23 protein-coding genes are annotated in these 24,153 nt (G+C 74.5%); 15 read left to right on the top strand and 8 right to left on the bottom strand.

The features are described 5' to 3' along the window. Positions 1–70 precede the first annotated feature (70 nt). The 7 genes from ACFV4N_RS02360 to ACFV4N_RS02390 all read left to right on the top strand — a co-directional run bounded on the left by ACFV4N_RS02360 (position 71) and on the right by ACFV4N_RS02390 (position 9,443). Positions 71–550: a nuclear transport factor 2 family protein gene (locus tag ACFV4N_RS02360; RefSeq protein WP_499670691.1), complete on the top strand. Its 480-nt coding sequence runs from the start codon at positions 71–73 to the stop codon at positions 548–550. Between the two features lie 175 nt (positions 551–725). Continuing rightward, complete coding sequence (locus tag ACFV4N_RS02365; protein ID WP_499670692.1) at positions 726–1,601, top strand: ankyrin repeat domain-containing protein; 876 nt, start codon at positions 726–728, stop codon at positions 1,599–1,601. A 50-nt stretch (positions 1,602–1,651) separates the two neighbouring features. Further along, on the top strand, positions 1,652–3,607 hold the full coding sequence (locus ACFV4N_RS02370) for a maltotransferase domain-containing protein (RefSeq protein ID WP_499670693.1): 1,956 nt from the start codon (positions 1,652–1,654) through the stop codon (positions 3,605–3,607). Beyond that, entirely contained in the window at positions 3,604–5,280 is a 1,677-nt protein-coding gene (gene treS / locus ACFV4N_RS02375) for a maltose alpha-D-glucosyltransferase (RefSeq protein ID WP_499670694.1), read from the top strand. The genes ACFV4N_RS02370 and treS overlap by 4 nt, the downstream gene beginning before the upstream one ends. Continuing rightward, entirely contained in the window at positions 5,277–6,668 is a 1,392-nt protein-coding gene (locus ACFV4N_RS02380) for a maltokinase N-terminal cap-like domain-containing protein (RefSeq protein ID WP_499670695.1), read from the top strand. The genes treS and ACFV4N_RS02380 overlap by 4 nt, the downstream gene beginning before the upstream one ends. Next, positions 6,658–8,790: a 1,4-alpha-glucan branching protein GlgB gene (glgB, locus tag ACFV4N_RS02385; protein ID WP_499670696.1), complete on the top strand. Its 2,133-nt coding sequence runs from the start codon at positions 6,658–6,660 to the stop codon at positions 8,788–8,790. Before ACFV4N_RS02380 ends, glgB begins: the two co-directional genes overlap by 11 nt. A 104-nt stretch (positions 8,791–8,894) precedes the next feature. Further along, entirely contained in the window at positions 8,895–9,443 is a 549-nt protein-coding gene (locus ACFV4N_RS02390) for a nuclear transport factor 2 family protein (RefSeq protein WP_499670697.1), read from the top strand. Between the two features lie 112 nt (positions 9,444–9,555). On the opposite strand, the gene ACFV4N_RS02395 is transcribed toward ACFV4N_RS02390, so the two are convergent. Continuing rightward, positions 9,556–10,959, bottom strand: coding sequence for a serine hydrolase (locus tag ACFV4N_RS02395; protein ID WP_499670698.1), 1,404 nt, complete (start codon positions 10,957–10,959; stop codon positions 9,556–9,558). Positions 10,960–11,049: 90 nt separating this feature from the next. Next, positions 11,050–12,597 carry a sulfatase-like hydrolase/transferase gene (locus ACFV4N_RS02400; RefSeq protein ID WP_499670699.1) on the bottom strand — a complete coding sequence of 516 codons (1,548 nt, stop codon included), beginning with the start codon at positions 12,595–12,597 and terminating at the stop codon, positions 11,050–11,052. A gap of 42 nt (positions 12,598–12,639) precedes the next feature. Here ACFV4N_RS02400 and ACFV4N_RS02405 point away from each other — a divergent pair, with 42 nt between their 5' ends. Further along, a complete protein-coding gene (locus ACFV4N_RS02405; protein WP_499670700.1) occupies positions 12,640–13,341 on the top strand; it encodes a RibD family protein in 702 nt (233 codons plus the stop codon). On the opposite strand, the gene ACFV4N_RS02410 is transcribed toward ACFV4N_RS02405, so the two are convergent. Next, positions 13,323–14,039, bottom strand: a complete 717-nt coding sequence (locus tag ACFV4N_RS02410) for a CDP-alcohol phosphatidyltransferase family protein (RefSeq protein WP_499670701.1) — start codon at positions 14,037–14,039, stop codon at positions 13,323–13,325. The genes ACFV4N_RS02405 and ACFV4N_RS02410 overlap by 19 nt on opposite strands. Before the next feature lie 37 nt (positions 14,040–14,076). Here ACFV4N_RS02410 and ACFV4N_RS02415 point away from each other — a divergent pair, with 37 nt between their 5' ends. Together ACFV4N_RS02415 and ACFV4N_RS02420 are read left to right on the top strand one after the other, a co-directional pair. Then, positions 14,077–15,054 carry a zinc-dependent alcohol dehydrogenase gene (locus ACFV4N_RS02415; protein ID WP_499670702.1) on the top strand — a complete coding sequence of 326 codons (978 nt, stop codon included), beginning with the start codon at positions 14,077–14,079 and terminating at the stop codon, positions 15,052–15,054. Beyond that, positions 15,041–15,724, top strand: a complete 684-nt coding sequence (locus tag ACFV4N_RS02420; protein ID WP_499670703.1) for a creatininase family protein — start codon at positions 15,041–15,043, stop codon at positions 15,722–15,724. Before ACFV4N_RS02415 ends, ACFV4N_RS02420 begins: the two co-directional genes overlap by 14 nt. Here the strand turns inward: ACFV4N_RS02420 and ACFV4N_RS02425 are convergent. From ACFV4N_RS02425 to ACFV4N_RS02440, 4 genes are all read right to left on the bottom strand, one after another. Beyond that, positions 15,653–16,588, bottom strand: a complete 936-nt coding sequence (locus ACFV4N_RS02425) for a lysylphosphatidylglycerol synthase domain-containing protein (RefSeq protein ID WP_499670704.1) — start codon at positions 16,586–16,588, stop codon at positions 15,653–15,655. The two genes, ACFV4N_RS02420 and ACFV4N_RS02425, sit on opposite strands and share 72 nt — an antisense overlap. A 180-nt stretch (positions 16,589–16,768) precedes the next feature. Further along, entirely contained in the window at positions 16,769–17,530 is a 762-nt protein-coding gene (locus tag ACFV4N_RS02430) for a class I SAM-dependent methyltransferase (RefSeq protein ID WP_499670705.1), read from the bottom strand. Continuing rightward, on the bottom strand, positions 17,527–18,510 hold the full coding sequence (locus ACFV4N_RS02435; protein ID WP_499670706.1) for a glycosyltransferase family 4 protein: 984 nt from the start codon (positions 18,508–18,510) through the stop codon (positions 17,527–17,529). The genes ACFV4N_RS02430 and ACFV4N_RS02435 overlap by 4 nt, the downstream gene beginning before the upstream one ends. Before the next feature lie 20 nt (positions 18,511–18,530). Further along, complete coding sequence (locus ACFV4N_RS02440; RefSeq protein ID WP_499670792.1) at positions 18,531–18,929, bottom strand: 6-pyruvoyl trahydropterin synthase family protein; 399 nt, start codon at positions 18,927–18,929, stop codon at positions 18,531–18,533. 90 nt (positions 18,930–19,019) lie between these two features. Between ACFV4N_RS02440 and ACFV4N_RS02445 the strand changes: the two genes are divergently transcribed. From ACFV4N_RS02445 to ACFV4N_RS02455, 3 genes are all read left to right on the top strand, one after another. After that, positions 19,020–19,643 carry a GTP cyclohydrolase II gene (locus ACFV4N_RS02445; protein WP_499670707.1) on the top strand — a complete coding sequence of 208 codons (624 nt, stop codon included), beginning with the start codon at positions 19,020–19,022 and terminating at the stop codon, positions 19,641–19,643. Positions 19,644–19,927: 284 nt separating this feature from the next. Continuing rightward, the gene (locus ACFV4N_RS02450; protein ID WP_499670708.1) at positions 19,928–20,251 is read left to right on the top strand and encodes a PadR family transcriptional regulator; all 324 of its coding nucleotides are present in this window, start codon (positions 19,928–19,930) and stop codon (positions 20,249–20,251) included. After that, a complete protein-coding gene (locus tag ACFV4N_RS02455; protein WP_499670709.1) occupies positions 20,248–21,432 on the top strand; it encodes an HAAS signaling domain-containing protein in 1,185 nt (394 codons plus the stop codon). The genes ACFV4N_RS02450 and ACFV4N_RS02455 overlap by 4 nt, the downstream gene beginning before the upstream one ends. Positions 21,433–21,463: 31 nt before the next feature. Here ACFV4N_RS02455 and ACFV4N_RS02460 read toward each other — a convergent pair whose 3' ends face one another. Beyond that, positions 21,464–22,027 (bottom strand): VanZ family protein, encoded by a 564-nt coding sequence (locus tag ACFV4N_RS02460; RefSeq protein ID WP_499670710.1) that lies wholly within the window; start codon positions 22,025–22,027, stop codon positions 21,464–21,466. 152 nt (positions 22,028–22,179) lie between these two features. Here ACFV4N_RS02460 and ACFV4N_RS02465 point away from each other — a divergent pair, with 152 nt between their 5' ends. After that, entirely contained in the window at positions 22,180–23,499 is a 1,320-nt protein-coding gene (locus ACFV4N_RS02465; RefSeq protein ID WP_499670711.1) for a sensor histidine kinase, read from the top strand. Continuing rightward, the gene (locus ACFV4N_RS02470; RefSeq protein WP_499670712.1) at positions 23,496–24,122 is read left to right on the top strand and encodes a response regulator transcription factor; all 627 of its coding nucleotides are present in this window, start codon (positions 23,496–23,498) and stop codon (positions 24,120–24,122) included. Before ACFV4N_RS02465 ends, ACFV4N_RS02470 begins: the two co-directional genes overlap by 4 nt. The last annotated feature ends 31 nt before the right edge of the window (positions 24,123–24,153 follow it).

The following is a 24,153-nucleotide window of genomic DNA, read 5'->3' on the forward strand; positions in this document are numbered from 1 at the left end:
GAGGTCCCCCCAGACCTCCGGGCCGAGGGGGTATTCCTTGAATTTTCCGAACTAGTGAGGGAAACCCATCATGCACCGACGAATCGGCTTGGCCGCGTTAGTCCTGGCGGCGGTGTCCGCGTGCGGCGGCCAGGAGGCGGCGACGACGCCGCAGACCACCGCGGGCAGCACCGCCGGCAGCGCCGCGGGCACCGAGGCGGCCCCCTTGTCCGAGGCCGACCGCGCCGCGGCGCCCGAGCTGGCGGAGCGGTTCCTGGAGGCGGCCAACGCGGGTGACGCGGCGGGCGTCGCCGCGGTGTTCGCGGAGGACGCGCGCTTCGACAGCGTGGGCCGCATCTACCCGTCGCGGCAGGACATCATGGACCGCTTCCTCGGGCCCGAGGTCATCGAGGCGGGCGGCCGGTACACGGTCACCGCCACGAGCTGGAACGGCGACCGCTACCGCGTCGACTACGACTACGACACGGGCCACGGCGGCAAGGAGGTCTTCTACTACGAGTACCTGGTGCGCGACGGCCTGATCCAGGACGTGATCGGCCGCTACAGCTAGCTGCCCGAGACGGGAGGCCCGCCGCTCACGAATGCGGCGGGCCTTTCGCTTTTTGGTCAGGTCGGGGCGGCAGTTGGTCATGTTGCCGCAGTCGCACCCGGTTCCTCGTGTCCTGTGTGGATCGCTGCCAGCCTGGAAGCGCAGGGGATTCCCCCACCGCTGAAAGGAAATCCGCATGGACACCCGGAAGATCGTGGACGACTGGTACGGCGCCATCGGCCGCGGCGACATGGAGGCGATCACGGCGGGGCTCTCGCCGTCGATCGTGCTGGAGCTGCCGCAGGACCAGTGGAACGCGGTGATCCCGTACCTCGGCACGCACGTCGGCCTGAACGAGGTGGCCGAGGCGTTCCGGGTCCGCGCCGAGACCACCGAGGTGCTGGACTACGGCCTGCGCGGCCTGTTCGTGGACGGCAACACCGCGTGCGCGGTCGTCTACACGAAGGGGCGGCACACCCGCACGAAGGTGTTGTTCGAGATCGAGGACATGCACAAGGTGGTCCTCAACGAGCAGGGCAAGATCACCCACTGGAAGGTGTACTTCGACCCGAACACCGAGGTCAACGCCTTCAACGCGGACCGCGAGGAGCGCCTGCACGCCGCCGCGGTCGCGGGTGACGTGGACGAGGTGCGCGACCTGCTGTCCTTCGGCGGCGACCCGGACCACCACGACGCGCGCACCGGCCTGACCGCGCTCCAGGCGGCCGCCGCCCGCGGTGACGACACGACGGTCCGCACGCTGCTCGGCGGCGGCGCGGACGTGCTGGTCACCGAGCGCTCCGGCCAGACCGCGCTGCACAAGGCCGCCGAGCAGGGCAGCGCCGAGGTCGTCAACGCGCTGCTGCGCGCGGGGTCGATCGTCGACGCGCCGGTCGCCACCACCGGTCAGACGCCGCTGCACATCGCGGTCCGGCACGGCAACACCGAGGCGGCCAGGGTCCTGCTCGCCTCGGGCGCCCGCGCGGACCTGGTCGACCACCTCGGCCGCACCCCGCTGGACCTGGCGCGCGAGCTGCTCGCGCCGGAGGCCGCGCGTGCGCTGTTCGGCTGAGCGGGCGACCGGGTCGGAGCGGGACGGGCAGGAGCGAGGGGAGGGCTGAAGTGAGCAGCGGGCGGTTGGTGGTCGACGACGTCACCCCCGAGGTCAGCTCGGGTCGCCACCCGGCCAAGGCCGTGGTCGGGGAGCACGTGCCGGTGGTCGCCACGGTGTGGCGGGAGGGCCACGACGCGGTCGCCGCGACGGTGGTGTGGCGCGGTCCGGGCGGTGCGCGCGGCGAGGTCCGGATGACGCCGGCGGAGGCGGGCCTGGACCGGTGGCACGCCACGGTGGTGCCGGACCGCGAGGGCCGGTGGACGTTCCGGGTCGACGCGTGGAGCGACCCGTGGACGACGTGGCGGCGGGCCGTGGCGGCGAAGCTGGCCGCCGGGCAGGACGCCGAGCTCCTGGCCAACGACCTGGAGGCGGGGGCGCGGTTGCTGGACCGCGCCGCCCGCCGCCTGCGCCGCCGCGCCGAGCGGCCGCTGCTGCGCCTGGCCGCCGCGACCCTGCGGGAGCGGGAGTACGGGCTGGCGCGGCGGGTGGAGCCGGCGCTGTCGGACGCGGTGGAGGAGGTCATGCGCCGGTGGCCGGTGCGGGAGCTGGTCACCAGGGGCGCGCCGCACCACGTGTGGGTGGACCGGCCCCGAGCCCGGTTCTCCGCCTGGTACGAGCTGTTCCCCCGCTCCACGGGCGGGGTGGACGCCGACGGCAACCCGGTGCACGGCACGTTCGCCACCGCCGAGGCGGAGCTGAAGCGCGTCGCGGACATGGGGTTCGACGTGCTGTACCTGCCGCCGATCCACCCGATCGGCGAGGTGAACCGCAAGGGCCGCAACAACAGCACCACCGCCGCGCCCGGTGACGTGGGCTCGCCGTGGGCCATCGGCTCGAAGGACGGCGGTCACGACGCGGTGCACCCGGCGCTGGGCACGCTGGAGGACTTCCGGCGCTTCGTGTCGCGGGCGAACGACCACGGCCTGGAGGTGGCGCTGGACCTGGCGCTCCAGTGCGCGCCCGACCACCCGTGGGTGGCCGAGCACCCGGAGTGGTTCACCAGCCGCCCGGACGGCTCGATCGCGTACGCGGAGAACCCGCCCAAGCGCTACGAGGACATCTACCCGCTCAACTTCGACAACGAGCCGGAGGGCCTGTACCGCGAGGTGCTGCGGGTGGTGCGGCACTGGATCGCGCAGGGGGTGCGGATCTTCCGGGTGGACAACCCGCACACCAAGCCGCCGGACTTCTGGCACTGGCTGATCTGGGAGGTCAAGAAGACCGACCCGGACGTGCTGTTCCTGTCCGAGTCGTTCACGCGGCCGGCGCGCCTGCACGGCCTGTCCCGGATCGGCTTCACCCAGCACTACACCTACTTCACCTGGCGCACGGCCAAGGAGGAGCTGGAGGAGTTCGGCCGCGGCCTGGTCGAGCACGCCGACGAGGGCACGCCGAACCTGTTCGTGAACACCCCGGACATCCTGCACGAGTCGTTGCAGGTGGGCGGTCCGGGCATGTTCGCGCTGCGCGCGGCGCTGGCGGCGACCCTGTCGCCGTCGTGGGGCGTGTACTCGGGCTACGAGCTGTTCGAGCACGAGCCGGTCAAGCCGGGCAGCGAGGAGTACCTGGACTCGGAGAAGTACGAGCTGCGGCCGCGCGACTACTCCGGCGACACCCTCGCGCCGTGGCTGACCAGGCTCAACGAGATCCGGCGCGCGCACCCGGCGCTGCGGCAGCTCCGCACGCTGCGGTTCCACGCCACCGACAACGACCGGCTGGTCGCCTACTCGAAGACCGACCCGGCCACCGGCCGCGCGGTGGTCTGCGTGGTCACCCTCGACCCGGACGTGCCGCAGGAGGGCACCGTCACGCTCGACCTGGCCGCGCTCGGCCTGCCCGAGGGCGCCCGGTTCCGCGGTCGCGACGAGGTGACCGGGGAGGCGTTCGACTGGGGCGCCGCCAACTACGTCAAGCTCGACCCGAAGCTCGCGGTCGCGCACATCGTGTCCGTGGGGGAAGCGTGAAAAAGGCTCAGCCGCTGCCGGTGGACCACGACTGGTACAAGCGGGCGGTGTTCTACGAGGTGCTGGTCCGCGCCTTCAACGACGCCGACGACGACGGCACGGGCGACCTGCGGGGTCTCGCCGCCAAGCTGGACTACCTCCAGTGGCTGGGGGTGGACTGCCTGTGGCTGCCGCCGTTCTACGCCTCGCCGTTGCGCGACGGCGGGTACGACATCTCCGACTTCCGGGCGGTGCTGCCGGAGTTCGGCACGGTCGAGGACTTCGTGCACCTGCTGGACGAGGCGCACAGCCGGGGCATCCGGGTGATCACCGACCTGGTCATGAACCACACCAGCGACGCGCACCCGTGGTTCCAGGCGTCGCGCACGGACCCCGAGGGACCTTACGGCGACTTCTACGTCTGGAACGACGACGACCGGAAGTACTCCGACGCCCGGATCATCTTCGTCGACACGGAGACGTCGAACTGGACCTACGACCCGGTGCGGGGGCAGTTCTACTGGCACCGGTTCTTCAGCCACCAGCCGGACCTGAACTACGAGAACCCGGCCGTGCAGGAGGCGATGCTCGACGTCCTGCGGTTCTGGTTGGACCTGGGCATCGACGGTTTCCGCCTCGACGCCGTGCCCTACCTGTTCGAGGAGGAGGGCACGAACGGCGAGAACCTGCCGCGCACGCACGAGTTCCTGAGGCTGTGCCGCAAGGTGGTGGACGACGAGTACCCGGGCCGGGTGCTGCTGGCCGAGGCGAACCAGTGGCCCGCCGACGTGGTGGCGTACTTCGGCGACCCGGAGGTGGGCGGCGACGAGTGCCACATGGCGTTCCACTTCCCGCTCATGCCGCGCATCTTCATGGCGGTTCGGCGCGAGTCCCGCATCCCGATCTCGGAGATCCTGGCGCAGACGCCGGAGATCCCGTCGGGCGCGCAGTGGGGCATCTTCCTGCGCAACCACGACGAGCTGACGCTCGAGATGGTCACCGACGAGGAACGCGACTACATGTACGCGGAGTACGCGAAAGACCCGCGCATGAAGGCGAACATCGGCATCCGGCGCAGGCTCGCGCCGCTGCTGGAGAACGACCGCAACCAGCAGGAGCTGTTCACCGCGCTGCTGCTGTCGCTGCCGGGTTCGCCGGTGCTGTACTACGGCGACGAGATCGGCATGGGCGACAACATCTGGCTCGGCGACCGCGACGGCGTCCGCACGCCGATGCAGTGGACCCCGGACCGCAACGCCGGGTTCTCCCACGCCGACCCGGGGCGGCTGTACCTGCCGACCATCGCCGACGCGGTGTACGGCTACCAGGGCGTGAACGTCGAGGCGCAGCTGAGCACCACGTCGTCGCTGCTGCACTGGACGCGGCGGATGCTCGCCGTGCGGCGCGCCCACCCGGCGTTCGGGCTCGGCGCGTTCAGCGAGCTGACCTGCGCGAACCCGAGCGTGCTCGCGTACCTGCGGTCGCACGGCGACGACCTGGTGCTGTGCGTGAACAACCTGTCGCGGTTCCCGCAGCAGGCCGAGTTCGACCTGGCCGAGTTCGCGGGCAGCCTGCCCGTGGAGCTGACCGGCGGCGTGGTGTTCGCGCCGATCGAGGCCGACCCGTACCGGCTCACCCTGCCCGGTCACGGTTTCTACTGGTTCGCCATCCACCGCATGGGAGACCACCGATGAGCACGACCGAGCTGCGGCCGCGGCTGGAGCGCGCCCTGGCCGCCTGGCTGCCGTGGCAGCGCTGGTTCGGCGGGAAGGGCCGCCCGGTCGCGGGCGTGGACGTCGAGGGGCTGACCGAGCTGGTCGACCAGCGCGCGTCCGGCGGTCCGCTGGGCCTGCTGGCCGTGGTGGCGGTCCGGTTCGGCGACGGCGGAGACGCCGAGCGGTACCAGGTGCCGATCGGGGTGCGCACCGCGCTGCCGGACCGGCTCGCGCCCGCCGTGCTGGCCGGGTTCGACGGGTGCGTGGTGTACGACGCGACCGGCGACGCCGAGCTGAACTCGCTGCTGCTGCGGCTGATCGGGCAGCGCGCCGCGCGGGGCGGCGTCGCGTTCCGGTCCGAGCCGAGCTTCGCCGGGTCGAGCAAGCGCGGCCTGGTGGGGCGGCCGATCGGGGCCGAGCAGTCCAACACCTCGATCGTGTACGGCGACCGGTACATCCTCAAGCTGTACCGGCGGGTCGCGGCCGGCCTGAACCCGGACCTGGAGGCGCACCGCGCGCTGCGGCGGGCCCGGTCGCGGCACATCGCGCCGCTGCTCGGCTCGATCGAGGGCGAGGTGGGCGGCGAGCCCGCCACGTTCGGCATGCTCCAGGCGTTCGCGGCCAACGCCGCCGAGGGCTGGGCGATGGCCATGACCAGCGTGCGGGACCTGTTCGCCGACGCCGACGCGGACCCGGACGCGGCGGGCGCCGACTTCGCCGCCGAGGCGCGCCGGCTGGGCGGCGCGGTGGCCGCCGTGCACGCGGACCTGGCCCGCGAGCTGGGCGCCGGCACGGCGGACCCGCGCGAGGTGGCCGACGACATGCTCGCCCACGTGGCGCCGGCCCTGGCCACCGTGCCCGCGCTGGCGCCGCACGCCGACCGGCTGCGGGCGGCGTTCGCCGAGGTCGGGGCGCTGCGCGACCGGGTGCCGGTCCAGCGGGTGCACGGCGACCTGCACCTCGGGCAGGTGCTGCGCACCCCCGCCACCTGGCTGCTGATCGACTTCGAGGGCGAGCCGGCCGCGCCGATCGCCGAGCGCACCGCGCCCCGGTCGCCGCTGCGCGACGTCGCCGGGATGCTCCGGTCCCTGGACTACGCCGCGCAGCACCAGCTCCGGCTGTTCCACCCCACGCCGGAGCTGCGCCGGCGGGCCCGGCGGTGGACCGCGCACAACCGGGAGGCGTTCACCGCCGGGTACGCCGAGGCGGCGGGGTTCGACCCGACCGGTCGGCTGCTGACCGCGTTCGAGCTGGAGAAGGCCGTCTACGAGGCGGTGTACGAGACCCGCAACCGGCCCGACTGGGTCGACATCCCGCTGCGCGCGGTGCGGCGGCTGCTCGGGGAGGAGGACCGCGATGACCGTTGAGCTGTCCCTGGTGGACGTGGGCGCGCCCGACCCCGGCGCGGTGGACCGGCTGCTGGCCGGCACCCACACCAACCCGCACCTGGTGCTGGGCGCGCACCCCCGGCCCGCGGGCGCGGTGGTGCGGGCCTGGCAGCCGGGCGCGGCGGCGGTGGCCGTGGTGACCGGCGAGGAGCGGTTCGAGCTGGTGGAGCTGCGGGACGGGCTGTTCTCCGGCGTGGTGCCGGTGCGGTTGGCGGACTACCGGTTCGAGGTGGTGCGCGGCGACCGGGTCGAGCTGGTGGACGACCCGTACCGGTGGCTGCCGACCGTGGGCGAGCTGGACCTGCACCTGATCGGCGAGGGCCGCCACGAGCGGCTGTGGGACGTGCTCGGCGCGCACCCCCGCGAGCTGGGCGGCGTGGCGGGCACGGCGTTCGCGGTGTGGGCGCCGAACGCGCGCGGAGTGCGGGTGCTCGACCTGCCGATGCGGCGGCTCGGGGGCGGCGTGTGGGAGCTGTTCGTGCCGGGCGTGGCCGCGGGCGCGGAGTACCGGTTCCGGGTGCTGGGCGCGGACGGCGCGTGGCGCGACAAGGCCGACCCGATGGCGTTCGCGGCCCGGCCGCCCGCCTCGGTGGTGCACTCGCCCGCCCACGAGTGGGGCGACGCGGCGTGGCTGGCGGCGCGGGAGGCCACCGACTGGTCGCGCGCCCCGATGTCGGTGTACGAGGTGCACCTCGGGTCGTGGAAGCCGGGGCTGGGCTACCGCGAGCTGGCGGTGGAGCTGGCCGACTACGTGACCGAACTGGGGTTCACGCACGTCGAGCTGCTGCCGGTGGCGGAGCACCCGTTCGGCGGGTCGTGGGGCTACCAGGTCACCTCGTACTACGCCCCCACCTCGCGGTTCGGCTCACCGGACGACTTCCGGCACTTCGTCGACACCCTGCACCAGCGCGGCATCGGCGTGATCGTGGACTGGGTGCCCGCCCACTTCCCGCGCGACGACTGGGCGCTGGCCCGCTTCGACGGCACCCCGCTGTACGAGCACCCGGACCCGCGGCGCGGCGAGCACCCCGACTGGGGCACGCTGGTGTTCGACTTCGGCCGGCCGCAGGTGCGCAACTTCCTGGTGGCCAACGCCCTGTACTGGTTCGAGGAGTTCCACGTCGACGGGCTGCGCGTGGACGCGGTGGCGTCGATGCTGTACCTGGACTACTCGCGGCCGCCCGGCGGGTGGGAGCCGAACGTCCACGGTGGACGCGAGAACCTGGAGGCGGTGCGGTTCCTCCAGGAGCTGAACGCGACCGTCTACAAGCACCACCCCGGCGCGGTGGTGATCGCCGAGGAGTCCACCACCTGGCCCGGCGTGACCCGGCGCACCGACCACGGCGGGCTCGGCTTCGGGTTCAAGTGGAACATGGGCTGGATGCACGACGACCTGCGGTTCTTCGGCCTGGACCCGGAGCTGCGGGCGGCCCGGCAGGGCGAGGTGGCGTTCTCGCTGAGCTACGCGTGGAGCGAGAACTTCGTGCTGCCGCTGTCGCACGACGAGGTGGTGCACGGCAAGGGCTCGCTGTGGCGGCGGATGCCCGGCGACGACCGGTCGAAGGCGGCGTCGCTGCGGTCCCTGCTGGCGCTGATGTGGGCGCACCCGGGCAAGCAGCTGCTGTTCATGGGCGGCGAGTTCGGGCAGCGCGACGAGTGGTCGGAGTTCGGCCTGGACTGGCACCTGCTGGACTCCCCCGTCCACGCGGGGGTGCGGCGGCTCGTCGCCGACCTCAACGCGACCTACCGGGACACGCCCGCGCTGCACGAGCGGGACACCTCGCCGGGCGGTTTCGAATGGGTGCACGGTGACGACCTGGTGCTCGCGTTCCTGCGCCGCGGCGAGGGCGACGTGGTGGCGTGCGCGGTGAACTTCGCCGACGAGCCGCGGCGGGACTACCGGGTCGGGCTGCCGGGCGCGGGCGCCTGGCGCGAGGTCCTCAACACCGACGGTGTCGATTACGGAGGGTCAGGGGTGGGCAACCTCGGCACGGTCTTCGCGGAATGGACGCCGTACCACGGCCATCCCGCCTCGGCGGCCCTCACGCTGCCGCCGATGGGCGTTTTGTATCTCGTGCCCGATACTCATGCGGATGTGTAATCGCCGCAAGTATTGGACTGGTCACGCTCGGCGATCTTAGGTTCGAGGTGCCGACGGATCCCGCACCCCCCAACGGATCCGCGACCCCTCAACCAGGAGTGAGCATGACGACGGAAAACCCCGCAGGCGTGTCCCGGGCCGATGTGCTGCGCGGCGTCGGGATGACCGCGGTGGGCGTGGCGGCGGGCTCGCTGCTCGGCGCGGGCAGCGCCGCCGCCTCCCCGGACCGGGACGAGCACCCGAACGTCAAGCTGATCAAGGACTACTACGCGGCTTACGCGTCGGGCGACCTCAACCAGCTCCGCAGGTTCTTCGCCAACGACATCCGGTGGACCATCCCCGGCCACCACCCGCTGGCGGGCACCAAGACCGGCGTCGAGGAGGTGCTCGCGTTCTTCGCCGAGCTGGGCCGGGCGGGCTTCCGCGCCGAGCCCCTCGCCCTGGCCCCGGACGGCGACTGGGTCATCGACCTGCACCGCGGCTGGAGCACCAAGCCCGAGGGCCTGGACATCACGTGGGCGCTCGCGTTCCGGATCCGGGCGCGGCGCATCGTGGAGGCCATCAACTTCGCGCAGGACCAGCACGCGGCCGACCAGTACTTCTGGAAGGTCTACCGGCTGGCCCGCATCCCGAACCGGCTCGACCGCCGGTGACCGGGACCACCGGGTCGCGCGGGCGCGGCGGCGCGGTCGCGCCCGCGAGGCCGGGTGGGTCACCGCGCGGGGCGCCCGGGTCGGCGCGGACCCGGGCGCCCGCGGCGGGACGTCAGCGCAGGTTCTTCATGATCTGGTCGACGGCCTTGCCGAGCTTGGCGTACTTCTCCGTGTAGAGCACGGGGAACACGCCGGGCGGGTCGGCGGGCCGGTGGGCGTCGACGTAGTCCGTGCCCACGTTGGAGAACACGACCACGATGTAGTCGCGCTTGACCTGGCCGCGCAGGGCCTTCACGATGCCCGCGTCGCTGCCGGTGGTGTCGACCCAGCCGTTCTTGTGGGCGTAGGTGACCTCGGCGACCGCGTCGCATGGGCGCACGTCCCGGTCGTACACGGCGTCGCCGACGCGCACCGTGCCGTCCGGCTGGACCCACCGCGGCGGCGTGACCTGCGGGATGCCCTGGGCCGGGTAGTCGCGGCCGCACCAGTTGGTGGTGGACAGCATCTCGTTGTGGCCCTGGTCGGCGAGCGTCCTCCGGAAGAACTCGCGCGAGGACGCGCTCAGCTCGTGCCGGGTGACCGCGCGGCCCGAGTCCGTCGTCCACAGCGTGCCGGGGCCGCCGTTGACCAGCAGCAGCAGCTTGGCGGTGTCCAGGGCGCTCATGTTCGAGCCGATCCACCGGCCGCCGTTGGCCGGGTTGGTGCCGGTCACCATCAGGGTCGGCATGCCCAGGTCGGCGAAGGTCCGGTTGACCTCGTCCCACGCGCCCAGGTCGTGGATCAGCTTGATCAGCGCGCAGGTCGACTCGTTCTGCGACTTGGTGATCATCTCGTCGAAGAACACCCGGACGGTCTTGCTCCGCGCGCCACCGCACGCCGCGTTGGGCGCGGTCGGCTGGTAGGCGTAGGTCCCGTCGAGGTCGACGCGGCCGGCGTCGGCCAGCCGCAGGACGCCGAAGCCCACCATCAGCTTCAGCACCGACGCCGGGTAGGGCGAGGAGAAGTCGATCGGCGCGCCCTCCCGGCCGGGCAGCACGTCACGCGTGCCGCGCCCGCCGTTGACGTCCCACTCCGTGTCGTCCCACCAGCGGTAGCGGACCTGGTCCGTGGCCAGCTCCCGCGCGTCCACCGGCACGGTCACGCCCTGCGGGTACTGCGGGCTGAGCAGCACGTCGGCCACCGCGGTGGGCCTGCCGGACCAGTCCAGCCGGATGACCGCGATGTCCAGGTTCGGCGTCTGGTGCAGCGGCCGGGCCTCGGCGGCGCCCAACCTCGCCGCACGGCCGGCGGGCACCGAGTCGTACTTCTCCGGCGCGCCCGCCCGGGACGCGGCGAACAGCTCCGGCGGCGTCAGGTCCAGCACGTCCTTGAAATCCTGCGCCACCACGGCCTGGCGGAGCTGCTCCGCCAGGCGGGCGCCGACGTGGTCGGCCTCGGCCGTGGCCGGCGCGGTCGCGGAGCCGAGCAGGACCGCGGCGGCGGTCACCGCGGTCGCCGCGCGTCTGGTGTTCCTCATGGCGTCTACCCCCAAGTCGATCTGCCTGCGGCACCGACCGTAGAGGATCGGTGACGGATTGGTCGCACGGCCGGTGGGAAAGCCACGGGATCAGCTGAAAGCGCCCAGGAACAGGTCGCGGAAGTCGCTCATGGGGCGCACCGGCGCGTCGTCCGCCGGCGCCAGGCCCCCGGTCCAGCCCCACGGGTCGGTGCGGGCGAGGACCGCCCGGCCCCGGCTGACGACGGTGACCGGCACGTCCCGGCCCGCGCCCTCGCCGGTGACCACCTGCGCGGGCTGGTGGTCGCCCAGCAGCACCACCACGAGGTCGTCGTCGCCGTAGGTCTCCAGGTACGACACGATCGTGTCGATCGAGTACTCGACGGAGCGACCGTAGTCCGCGCGCACCTCCACCGGGTCCCGGCCGAAGATGCTCTCCGGCGGCACCGCGCCCGACACCATCTCCCCGAACACCGCGCCGTCGCCCACCGCCTCCCACGGCACCGCCCGCGGCAGCGGCGTCCACGGCGCGTGGCTCGACAGCAGCGTCACCGCCGCCATCACCGGCTCGTCCCGCGCGCCCCGCTCCGCGCGCTCCAGCTCGGCCAGCACGTACTGGTCCGGCATGGTCGCGTAGCCGAACCGCGGTCCCCGGTACCCGAGGTCGGCGGCGGCGTAGACCCGGTCGTAGTCGAAGAACAGCCCTTCCGGCCACGCCTGCGTGATGCCCGGCATCACGCCCACCGACCGCCAGCCGGCGCGCCGGAACGCGCCGCCGAGGGTCAACCGGTCACTGGCCACCAGCGTGCGGTAGCGCTGCTGGTTGTCCACCCACAGCCCGGACAGCAGCGTGGCCTGGGCCAGCCAGCTCCCGCCGCCGGCCGTGGGCGAGGTCAGGAAGGCGCTGCGGGAGGCGTAACCGCGCCCGGCCAGCCGCCGCGTGCCGTCCGCCAGCGCCGCGGCGACCCCCGCGTCCCCGACCGCGTCGCGCCCGTAGCTCTCCACGAACACCACCAGGACGTCCTTGCCGCGCAACCCGGACAGCAGCCGGTCGCCCGGCACGTCACCGAACGCGTCCACCGCCGACTCCGCCGCGAACGCCGACCGGTCGCCCAGCCCGTCCCGCACCGCCCGCGCGTGGTCCACCACCAGGTCGGACGTGCCGTGCGCGGCCACCGGCAGGACCACCGCGCACACCGCCGCCACCGCCACCACGCGCACCGACGCGGTCCGGCGCGCGCCCACCGCGCCGGCCAGCCGCACCGCCGACCGCGCCAGCAGCACCGGCACCGTGACCGCCAGCGCCACCACCAGCGCCACCGCGCCGACCGCCGCCGCCCGACCGGCCGTCACCGCGACGTAGTCCACCGCGGGCGTGAGCAGCGGCCAGTCCAGCACCAGGTCGAACGGCCGGTACAGCACCGAGTCGAACCCGAGGTCCAGGGCCTTCAGCACCAGCAGCAGGCCGAGCAGCGCGCCGCCGACCGCCGCGACCGACCGCCGCCGGCGCGCGGGCAGCGCGAGCAGCACCACCACGGCCACCAGCGCCTCCACCGGCACCCGCAGGAACGCCGCCGGCGCCAGGTCGTCGAACTCGGCGGGCAGCAGCAGGGCGAACAGCACCGGCAGCGCCGAGAGCGCGGTCCGCACCCGCGCCACGACGTCACTCTTCCGGGTTCTCTTCCGGGTTACGGTGTGGCGGTGACCCGACCCCACGTCCTGCTCAGCGTCGCGGTCAGCGTGGACGGCCACATCGACGACCGGGACGAGGCCAGGTTCCCGCTGTCCAACGCCGAGGACTTCGACCACGTCGACCGGATCCGCGCCGAGTCCGACGCCATCCTGGTCGGCGCGGGCACCCTCCGCCGCGACAACCCCCGCCTGCTCGTCCACGACACCGGGCGCCGGGCCGCGCGCGTCGCCGCCGGGCGACCCGAGCACCCCCTCAAGGTCACCGTCACCCGGGGCGGCGACCTCGACCCCGGGCGCGCGTTCTGGCACTGCGGCGGCGGGAAGCTCGTCTACACCGCGGGTCCCGCCGCCGGCGCCGTGGCCGGCCTGCCCGGTGTCGAGGTCGTCCCGCTCGGCGCGGACCCCGGCTCCGGCGCGGACCCCGGTTCCGGCGCGGACCTCGACTTCGGCGCGCTCCTCGACGACCTCGGCGCCCGCGGCGTGCGGCGCCTCATGGTCGAGGGCGGCACCCGCGTGCACACCGCGTTCCTCGCCGCCGGCCTCGCCGACGAGGTCCGCGTCGCCGTCGCGCCCCTGCTGATCGGCCAGGCCGACGCGCCGCGCTTCGTCAACCCCACCGCGTTCCCCGGCGGACCAGCCCACCGATTCCACCTCGAAGACGTGTCCAGGCTCGGCGACGTCGCCGTGCTCCGCTACTTCCCGAAACGCTGAGCCGCCGACCGCCCGGCGGCCCGGAGGAACGCGACGTCGCGCCCGAACGACCACCCCAGCGCCGCCAGGGCCGACCCGACCAGCGCGCCGGCGAACGGCACGAGCCCCGACGCCGCGACCACCAGCACCACGCCCTGCACCGCGGCCACCACCTTGCGCGCGTGGCTCGGCGGCAGGTCGCCGCGCAGCCAGGGCAGGCCCCACGACGCCGCCACGAACGCGTACCGCATCAAGCCGATCACCAGCACCCACGGCCCGAGCTGCCACGCCACGTGCGCGCTCAGCACCAGGATCAGGAACGCGTCGACCTCCATGTCGAACCGCGCGCCCAGCGGTGACGCGGTGCCGGTGCGCCGGGCGACCCGCCCGTCGACGAAGTCCAGCGCCAGCGCCACCGCGGCCAGCCCGACCAGCAGCGCCGTCTCCCCCGAGCGGCCCGCCACGAGCGCCAGCACGCCGCCCACGAGCAGCCCGCGCGCCGACGTGACCCGGTCCGCGGGACCCAGCCGGCGCCCGGCCCGCTCGACCGCGCCGCCGAGCAGCGCCAGGTTCGCCACCGCGTAGGCCGCGCCCGCGAACCAGCCGAGCGGCCCGAGGCCCACCGCCGCCTCCAGCAGCTGGAGCAGCAGGACCTGGGCCGCCGCCCAGACCGCGGGTTCGCGCACGCTCGGCGCCGCGCTGTGCTGAAGTGTGGTCATCACGCCCCTCGTGGCACCGTTTCGGAGGTCCTGTCGGATGACACGCACGGCAAGGGCACTGTGGTTCACCTCGGCCGGGAAGTGCGAGGTCAGGGAGGCGCCGCTGCCCGAGCCCGGACCCGGCGACGTGCTGGTGCGCACCCTGCACTCGGGGATCAGCCGGGGCACCGAGGCGCTGGTGCTGCGCGGCGGCGTGCCGGAGGGCCAGCACGAGGTGATGCGGGCCCCGTTCCAGGAGGGCGCGTTCCCGTGGCCGGTCAAGTACGGCTACCTCAACGTCGGCGTCGTCGAGCGGGGGCCGCTGTCGGGGCGCACGGTGTTCTGCCTGTACCCGCACCAGACGCACTACGTGGTGCCCGCCGACGCGGTGACGCCCGTGCCGGACGCGGTGCCCGCGGCGCGGGCCGTGCTGGCGGGCACGGTGGAGACGGCGGTCAACGCCCTGTGGGACGCGGCGCCGCTGGTCGGCGACCGGATCGCGGTGGTCGGCGGCGGCATGGTCGGCGGCAGCGCGGCCGCCCTGCTGGCCCGGTTCCCCGGCGTGCGGCTCCAGCTCGTGGACACCGACCCGGCGCGGGCCTCGCTGGCCGCGGCGCTGGGCGCGGACTTCGCGCTGCCCGGGGACGCGCTGGGCTCGTGCGACCTGGTCGTGCACGCCAGCGCCACGGAGGAGGGCCTGGCGCGGTCGCTGGAGCTGCTCGCGCCCGGCGGCCGGGTGGTCGAGCTGAGCTGGTACGGCGACCGGCGGCCCGCCGTGCCGCTGGGCGGGGCCTTCCACTCGCGGCGGCTGCGCGTCGTCGGCAGCCAGGTCGGCGCGGTGGCCCGCCCGGACCGCACGCACGCCGAGCGGCTGGCCCTGGCGCTGGACCTGCTGGCGGACCCCGTGTTCGACGCGCTCGTCACCGGGTCGAGCCGCTTCGACGAGCTGCCCGACGTGCTGCCGGCGCTGGCGAGCGGCGAGCTGCCCGCCCTGTGCCACCGGGTGGACTACGGTGCCGCTGATGTTCCCGCCTGACACGACCACGGACGCCCGGGACCGCGCGGCCACCGCCGCCGTGCTCCCGATCGGCAGCCACGAGCAGCACGGCCCGCACCTGCCGCTGGCCACCGACACGATCATCGCGTGGGAGGTCGCCCGCGCCGTCGCCGCCGCGCACCCCGTCCGGCTGCTGCCGCCGATCGCGATCTCCTGCTCGCACGAGCACGCGGCGTGGCCCGGCACGGTCAGCGTCTCGGCGCGCACGCTGCACGCCGTCGTCACGGACGTCGCCGACTCGCTGCGCCGGTCCGGCGTGCCGAACCTGGTGCTGGTCAACGCGCACGGCGGCAACTACGTGCTGTCCAACGTGGTCCAGGAAGGCGAGGGGATGGCGCTGTTCCCGAACTCCGGCGACTGGGCCGAGGCGCGGGCGCGCGCCGGGATCGCGACGTCGTCGCACAGCGACATGCACGCGGGCGAGCTGGAGACGTCGATCCTGCTGCACACCCACCCCGAGCTGGTCCGCCCCGGCTGGGAGTCGGCCGACCACCTCGCCGACGACCGGAGGCACCTGCTGGCGCTGGGCCTCGCGCCGTACACGGACTCCGGTGTGGTGGGTCGGCCCTCGCTCGCGTCAGCGCGCAAGGGCGAGGTCGTGCTCGCCGCGCTGGTCGAGGCGTTCGGCCCCTGCCTCGCGGTGCTGTGAGCGGACCAGCGGCACCACGCCCGGCAGGCTCGCGACCAGCGCCAGCACCCCGTACACCACCCCGGTCGTCACGCCCTGCGCCGCGCCGAGCCCGGCGTCGCCGAACGCCACCGCGAGGAACGCCTCACGCGGTCCGAACCCGCCGACGTTGAGCGGCAAGGCCATCACCAGCAACGCGAGCACCGCCACCGGGGCCAGGTCGTCGAGCGGGACCCGGACACCCGCCGCACCGGCCGCGACCGCGAACAGGGCGACGTGCCCCGCCAGCGCCACCGCCGACGACAGCACCACCCACCGCACGTCCCGCGACCGGCACGACGCCACCGCCACGAGCACCACCGCCACCGGCGCGCCGTGCGGCACGAGGACCGCGACCCCGGCGACGGCCAGCACCGCCTGCCCCGCGACCCGCTCGACCAGCACCGCCCGCACCCCGCGCCCGACGTCGCCCACCCGCCGCCCGTGCCCGACCGCCCGGTGCAGGTCGCCCAGGACCCCGGCGGGCAGCACGGCGTTGAGCAGCAGCCCCCGGTAGTAGTCGGACACCGCGACCCGCAGCCGCAACCCCGCCCCGAGGCGACGGGCCACCACGCACCACCGCCAGGCGCAGCACACCGTGGTCACCGCACCGATCCCGAGCGCGGCGGCGGCGGACCACAGGTCGACCGAGCGCAGCCCGTCCACGAACGCGCCGGCGCCCAGTCTCCAGCCGAGCACGACGAGCACGGCAACCGCGAGCAGCAACCGCAACCACGGCCACGCCCGCCGGACCCGATCACCACCAACACCCGTCACCACCGCCCGCACGGCCCCGCACACGGCCGCCCACCTCGCCCCGGCACCCACCACGGCCGCGCGCCTCATCCCGGCACTCACCACCCGCCCTCGCACCGGCACCACCCGCTCCGCTCCAGCACCGGCCGCCACCGCACCCCTCACCCCGGCGCCGGCCACCGCCACCCGCCTCCCCTCAGCCCAGCCCGGCCATGGCCACCCACCCCGGCCATGGCCACCCGCCTTTCCCCTCCCAGCCCTGGCCTCGCCTCACCCCGGGATCGCCAGCAGGTCTTCGTGGTGCACCACCACGCGCGGGTCGGCGGCCTTGCGCCGCAGGTAGTCGGGCGCCTCGCGGGCCAGGTCCGGTCGCTGCTCCACTGCCGCGCCCACCCAGCCGCGCAACCACTCCAGCGCCAACCCGCGGCGCTCCGGCCCCAGCCGCCACGGGCTGGGACTCGTGGCGACCGCCGCGCCCAGCTCCGCGAACACCTCCCGCGCCACGCCGACCGCGTCCGGCCCGAGCAGCCCGTCCCGCCGCTGGTGCGCGTTGAAGGCATCCTGGAACTCCGCGTCCAACGGCTCGGCCGCCGCGAACTCCACGCGGCCCACCACGGACAGCGTGAACAGCACCGGCCGCCCGGCGCACGCCGCCGCCAGCCCCCGCACCTGCTCGGCCGTCAGCAGGTCGAGCAGCGCCGACGCGGTGACCAGCGACGTGCCCGCCAGGTCGGCGGCGGTCAGCGCGGTGAGGTCGCCCTCTCGCGCCTCGACGGTCACGCCCGGCCCGGTCACGGTCGCCCGCGCCAGGTCGAGCAACCGGGGGTCGCGGTCGTGCAGCACCCAGTGCTGCGGTCCGGGCAGCCGCCCGGTGAGCCACCGCCCCAGTGATCCCGTCCCACACCCGAGATCACGCACCACGAGGGGCGGCCGGTTCAGATGGATCTTCAGCCGGTCGACCAGGTCGGCCGCGCGGGCGTCCGCGTCGGCGGGCTCGCGCAGGCGCAGCCAGGCCGGGGAGAAGTCGCTCATGGGCGCAGACCGGCCAGCACCGCGGCGAGATCCCGCGCCGATGTGTCCCATGTGGACAGTTGACCCCGCCTCGCCCGCGCGGCCGCGCGCAGTTCTCCGCGCCACTCCCCGTCCGCGAACCAGTGCCGCAACGCGCGCGTGAACGCGTCCACGTCGCCGGGCGGCAGCAACAGCCCGCCACCGCCGAGCGCGTCCGGCACCGCGCTGGCGATCACCGGCAGGCCGCGCGCCAACGCCTCGGTGACGACCATGCCGTAGGTCTCGGCGCGGGAGGCGAGCACGAACAGGTCCGCCCGCGCGTACTGGTCGGCGAGCGCAGCGCCGGTGAGCGGACCGGTCACCTCCACCCGGTCGTCCAGGCCGGCCGGCGGTTCGCCGGGCCCGACGAACGCGCAGGTCCACGGCGCGTCGACACCGCGCAGGGCGGCGAGCAGCACGTCGTGGCCCTTGCGCGGGGTCAGCGACGCCACGCACAGCAGCCGCGAGGCTCCGTCCGTCCCGACGGCGAGCGGCGCGGGGTCGACGCCCGGCACGACGACGCGGACCCCGCGCAACCCGTGGTGGTCGGCGATCCGCGCGGCGGCGGCCGGGCCGGTGGCCACGACCGCGTCCGCCACGCGCAGGCACTCCCGCTCCCGCGAGTCCAGCTCCGCCGCGACCCGGTCGGGCAACCCCACCTCGTCGGCCAGCGGCAGGTGCACCAGCACGACGACCCCCACCCGCCCGGCGTGCCGGCGGACCACCTCGGGCGCGGAGCACGCCACCAGGCCGTCCAGCAGCGCCACGTGCCCGTCCGGCACGGAGGCCAGCGCCCGCCCGAGGGCCCGGAGGTCCCCGTCGAGCGGCCACCGACCGCCGACGCGAACCTCCCGCAGCCCGAGCAGACCGGCGACGCGGCGGTCGAACTCGTTGCCACCACTGGGCGCGGCGGGTTCCGGAAGGACGAAGTGGACCGTTCCGGGCGGGATCCCGCCGGTCAAGCCCTCTCCGGAACGGATGGTCACAGCGCCCGTTCGTAGGACGCCCACGCCACGTGCGACTCGTGCAGGGTCACCTCGATCCCGGCCAGCCCGCGCGCGTGCTCGCCCAGCTCACCCGCCCGCACGTCCTCCGCCAGCCGGTCGGCGATGTGCCTGGCCAGGAATTCCGTGGAGGTGTTGACCCCCGCGAACGCCGGTTCGTCGTCCAGGTTGCGGTAGTTCAGCTCGTCCAGCACGGCGCGCAGCCGCCGCGTCGCCAGTCCGATGTCGACGACGATGTTGTCCGGATCGAGATCGGTCCTCTTGAACCTCGCGTCCACCACGAACGTTGCCCCGTGCAGGCGTTGTGCCGGACCGAACACCTCGCCGCGGAAGCTGTGGGCGACCATGACGTGATCACGTACGGTGATGCTGAACAGGGTGACCTCCACTGCGCGAGCGGGTTACGGTGCCAGTGTGCCGACCGAGCGTAGTGACGATCGGCCGGTTTCGGGGAGTGAAGGAGCCGGATGCGCGAGCGACTGTTCGACGACGAGGACGTGGCCGAATCCGAGCTGGTGACGCGGCGCGGCACGTTCCGCGCGGTGGCGTTCCGGATCGCCGGCCACGAGCACCTGGCCCTCGTCCACGGAGGACCGCAGGCCGAGGACGCCCTGGTGCGGGTGCACTCCGAGTGCATGACCGGCGACATCTTCCGCGCCATGCGCTGCGAGTGCGGCGACCAGCTCGACGCCGCCCTGGACCGGATCGTCGCCGAGGGCAGCGGCGTCCTCGTCTACCTGCGCGGCCACGAGGGGCGGGGCATCGGCCTGGTCTCCAAGGTGCGCACCCACGTGCTCCAGGACGAGCAGGGCCTCGACACCCTAGACTCGGCCACCAGCCTCGGCCTGCCGGTCGACGTCCGCGACTACGCGCCGGCGGCGGTCATCCTGCGCCACCTGGGCATCCACTCGGTCCGGCTGATGTCCAACAACCCGGACAAGGTCGAGGCCCTGGAAGCGCACGGCGTCCGAGTCGCCTCCCGCGTCCCGCTGCTGATGCCGCCGAACCCCCACAACATCGGCTACCTGACGGCCAAACGAGACCGCCTCGGCCACGACCTGCCCCAGGTGGCCGTGTTCGAGACGGGCTGAGGCCCCACCGCGCCCGGCCCCACCGCGCCCGGCCCCACCGCGCCCTGCCCCACCGCGCCCTGCCCCACCGCGCCCTGCCCCACCGCGCCCTGCGTTGCAGCCTCGCCCCCCATCCCCTCTCCCCTGCCGCCCCACCTCTCCCACCTCTCCCGCCTCCCCGCCTCCCCGCCTCCCCGCCGCTCCGCTGCCCCTCCAGCCCACCGTGACCGGATCGTGCTACCCCCGATCACACGCTACTGCGCATTCCGTAGTAGTGTTCACGGCACACCACCCGGGGAGGGCTGATGGACACCAGTCAACTGCTCAAGGGGGTGCTGGACCTGGCCGTCCTCGCGGTGTTGCGCAAGGAGGACGGCTACGGGTACGACGTGCTCCGCAGACTCCGCCAGGGTGGCCTGGACGGCGTCGGCGACGCGTCGGTCTACGGCACCCTGCGCCGGCTCTACAACGCCGGCCTGCTCACGTCCTACGTCGTGCCCAGCGAAGAGGGCCCGCACCGCAAGTACTACAGCCTCAACGAGCCGGGCCGGGTGCGCCTGCGCGAGTCGGGCCAGACCTGGAAGTCGTTCGCTCGGACGCTCGACGACCTGTTGGGGGATTCGGCATGAACACGCAGACCAGCGCCGAGGTGCGCGACTACGTCGCCCGGATGCGCGCGGAGCTGTCCGACCTGCCCGCCGCCGAGGTGGGCGAGATCATGGACGACGCCGAGGCGCACGTCGCCGAGGTGGCCGCGGAGATGGGCGAGGAGCTGTCCGCCACCGCCCTGACCGAGCGGCTGGGCACGCCCGAGGTGTACGCGCGGGAGCTGCGCGCCGCCGCCGGCTACCCGCCCCGCGCGGTCGAGCAGGCGACGACCGCCATCCGGATCCGGGCGACGTTCCTGGCGCGGTTCGCGTTCTGGACCCTGGTCGCCTTCACCGCCATCGCGTTCGGCTTCTCCGTCCAGGGCGGCGAGGACGAGCCGCCGATAGTGCTCATCGGCTTCCTCGGCCTCGTCGCGACCGGGCTGGTGTTCTGGCAGCGCGGGCTCCTGGCGCAGGTCGAGGCGCTGCCGGAAACCAGGGTGCTGCGCGACGCGCTCCGCCGCGCCGAGGAGTCCGAGGCGGGCCGCGTCCTGGTCTCCCTGCGCGCCCTGCAACCGGCGTGGTGGGTGGTCCGGGCGCTGCTCGTCGTGGCGGCGGGCGCGCTGGTGTACCGGATCGACAGCACCCTGCTGATCGCCCTGGCGCTCGGCGCGCTGTCGCTGGTGGCCGGCCCCAAGGCGCGGGTCGACCGGCGCTGGCTGTGGATCAGCCTGCCCGCGACCGGCTTCGCCCTCGGCTCGCTGCTGTTCATCCTCGGCTCGCTGATCGGTGGGCTGGGCCACCGGTCCGTCCCGGTGTCGGTCTACGACGCCCCGGTGCCGTCGGCCCCGACGAACATCTACGTGTTCGACAAGGACGGCAAGCCGCTGACCGACGTGTACCTCTACGACGAGGACGGCCGGCCGATCGAGTCGCCGTGGTACGGCTGCTACAGCCGGCGCGACGACAACCAGTACCCGCGCCCCCGCGTCGAGCACGACGACCGAGGGTGCAGGGAGGTCTCCGGCGTGCCGTTCGCGGCCATCATCCCGAACCCCTCCTCGGCGACGACCGCTCCCCCGCCGTCGCTGTCGACCATCCCGTCGGCCCCGAGCGCGACGCCGACCCCGCCGTCGGCCCCGGCCTCGACGCCCGCGGACCCGACGTCCCCGTCGACCACCGGGTCCGCCCCGGCGACGGTGAGCGCGACGCCCACGACCTGACCACCCGGCGGCGTGCCGCGCTGCCCGGAGCTCAGGCGAGCGACGAACCGGGCAGCGCGGTGCGGTGCAGCGCGGGCAGCGATCTGACCAGCAGGTACCCGAGCACGCCGCCCAGGGTGTTCGCGAGGAGGTCGTTGACGTCGACGCTGCGCCCGCTGCCCGCGACGACGTAGACCAGCAGCTGCGCCACCTCGATCGCCCCGCTGAACGCCAGCGACGCCACCGCCGCCCGCCCCGCGCTCACGGCCCGCGCGGCCACCAGCGGCAGCAGCACGCCGAACGGCACCAGCATCACCACGTTGAGCGCGAACGACGGCGCGTCGGCGGTCAGCAGCGGCACCGGGTTGACCTGCGACCACCACGGCGCCCCGTTCGCGTACGGGCCGCGCTGCACGTCGATCGGGAACAGCGTGAAGTGCGCGACGCCCGCGACGTACAGCGCGACCACCGCCCTCGTCACCAGGTGCGGCCCGGTCCACCCCGGTCTGCCGCGCGCGGCGCGCACCAGCAGCACCGCGAACCACACCGCGAGCACGGGCACGAGGACGTGCCACGACTCGATCCCGACACCCGCGTAACCCACGTCATCCCACATGGCCGACCTCCTTGGACTCGACATCAGCGTGCGGTGCCGGATGCCTCCGGCACCTCTCTCCGGGGACGGGTCTTCCGCGTCCGCCTCCTCCTTTCGGCAGACCCCCTCCCGAGGGATCCGGTGACGGCGGCCCGGTGCCTACCCTGGGCGGCGTGCGGTTCTCCCCCCGAGCGGCGTTCGCCTGGCTTGTCGCCGCGTGCGCGCTCGCCGGCCTCGGCCTGGTCGACCTGTGGCTGGGCGAGTTCACCGGCCCCGACTGGACCCGCCTGACGTGGGCGGTGGCGACGTCGGCGGTCGCGCTGTGCGCCGCGTGGCCCGGCTCGCGCTGGGTGGCCTGGATCGCCGCCGCGCAGGCGCTCGGCGCGGTGGTCACGTGGTGGGTCACCCGGGACGACCGGACGGTCGAGCTGCCCTTCACGCTCTCCGCGACCGCCGCCATGCTCGGCGTCCTCGGCCTGCTGGCGTGGCGCGGCGAACCGCGCGGGACGGTGTTCGCGGTGCCGACCCTCACGGCGTCGGTGCTGGTCCAGCCCCTGCGCGGCGATCTCGGCGACCTGCGGCCGATCGTCGGCGTGCTCGTGCTGTCGCTGGGCGTGGCGGTGGTCGTGACCGCCGGCCTGGCGGCGCGCCTGACCGCCGCCGCCCGCACCCGGCAGGCGGAGCGGGCCCGGGCCGCACAGCGCGCCGAGTTCGCCCGCGACCTGCACGACTTCGTCGCCCACCACGTCACCGGCATGGTCGTCCAGGCGCAGGGCGCCGCGGCGGTCGCCGGCACCCGCCCCGACCTCGTGCTCCCCGCGCTCCGGGAGATCGAGCGCGCCGGGACCGAGGCGGTCGACGCCATGCGCCGCGTGGTCGGCCTGCTGCGCGCCCCCGACAACGACACCGACGGGGCCGACGAAGCCCCCGGGGTCGCCGAGGTCCCGACGCTCGTGGAGCGCTTCCGCCGCACCTCGGGCCTGCCCGGCGCCCTCGACCTGCGGGGCCCGTTCACCGACGTCGCCCCGCTGTCCTCCACCGCGGCCTACCGCGTGGTGATGGAGGCGCTGACCAACGCGCGCAGGCACGCCCACGGCGCGACCGCCGTCGACGTCGCGGTCCGCCGCGCCGGCGCCCACCTGGAGGTCCGCGTCACCGACGACGGCCGCCCGGCGCCGGACCACCGGACCGGGTTCGGCCTGCGGGGCCTGCGCGAACGCGTCACCGCCGCGGGCGGCGACCTGTCCGCCGGCCCGACCCGGCGCGGCTGGACGGTCGAGGCGCGCCTGCCGGTCGGGACGGCGGCGCCCGGGACAGCGGCACGCGGGGACACAGCACCCGAGACCGCGACGCCCGGCGCCGCAGCAGCGGAGAGCGCGGCGCCCGGGACAGCGGCACCGGAGACAGCGGCACCCGGCACCACAGCACCCGAGACCGCGACGCCCGGCACCGCAGCACCCGGCACCGCGGCGCCGGGGACGGCGGCACGATGACGATCACCGTGCTGCTCGCCGACGACCAGGCCATGGTCCGCACCGGCTTCCGCATGATCCTGTCCGCGCAGCCGGACATCGAGGTGGTCGGCGAGGCGGTCGACGGCGTGGAGGCCGTGGCGCTGGCGCGGGACCTGGCCCCGGACGTGGTGCTGATGGACATCCGCATGCCCCGCCTGGACGGCCTGGCGGCGCTGCGGCAGATCCACGGCCCGAAGGTCGTCGTGGTCACCACCTTCGACGACGACGAGCACGTGCGCGACGCCCTGCGCGACGGGGCGTGCGGTTTCGTGCTCAAGACCTCCGGCGCGACCCTGCTGGTCGAGGCGATCCGGGCGGCCGCCTCGGGCGAGGCCCTGGTGAGCCCGGCGATCACCGTGCGGATGCTGCGCGAGCTGGCGGGCCACCGCCCCGCGCCCCGCGAGGTGCCCCTGTCGCCGCGCGAGCTGGACGTGGTGCTGCTGGTGGCGCGCGGCCGCACGAACGCCGAGGTGGCGCACGCCCTGCACGTCACCGTCGGCACGGTCAAGACGCACCTGGCGAGCGTGCAGGCGAAGCTGCACGCCCGCAACCGGGTCGAGATCGCCGCCTGGGCCTGGGAATCGGGGCTGCTGGAGCGGTGAGCCGCCGCCTTCCGGGGCTGTGGCGGGCTTC

The organism is Actinosynnema sp. NPDC059797 (genome assembly GCF_042732085.1).
Taxonomy (GTDB): domain Bacteria; phylum Actinomycetota; class Actinomycetes; order Mycobacteriales; family Pseudonocardiaceae; genus Actinosynnema.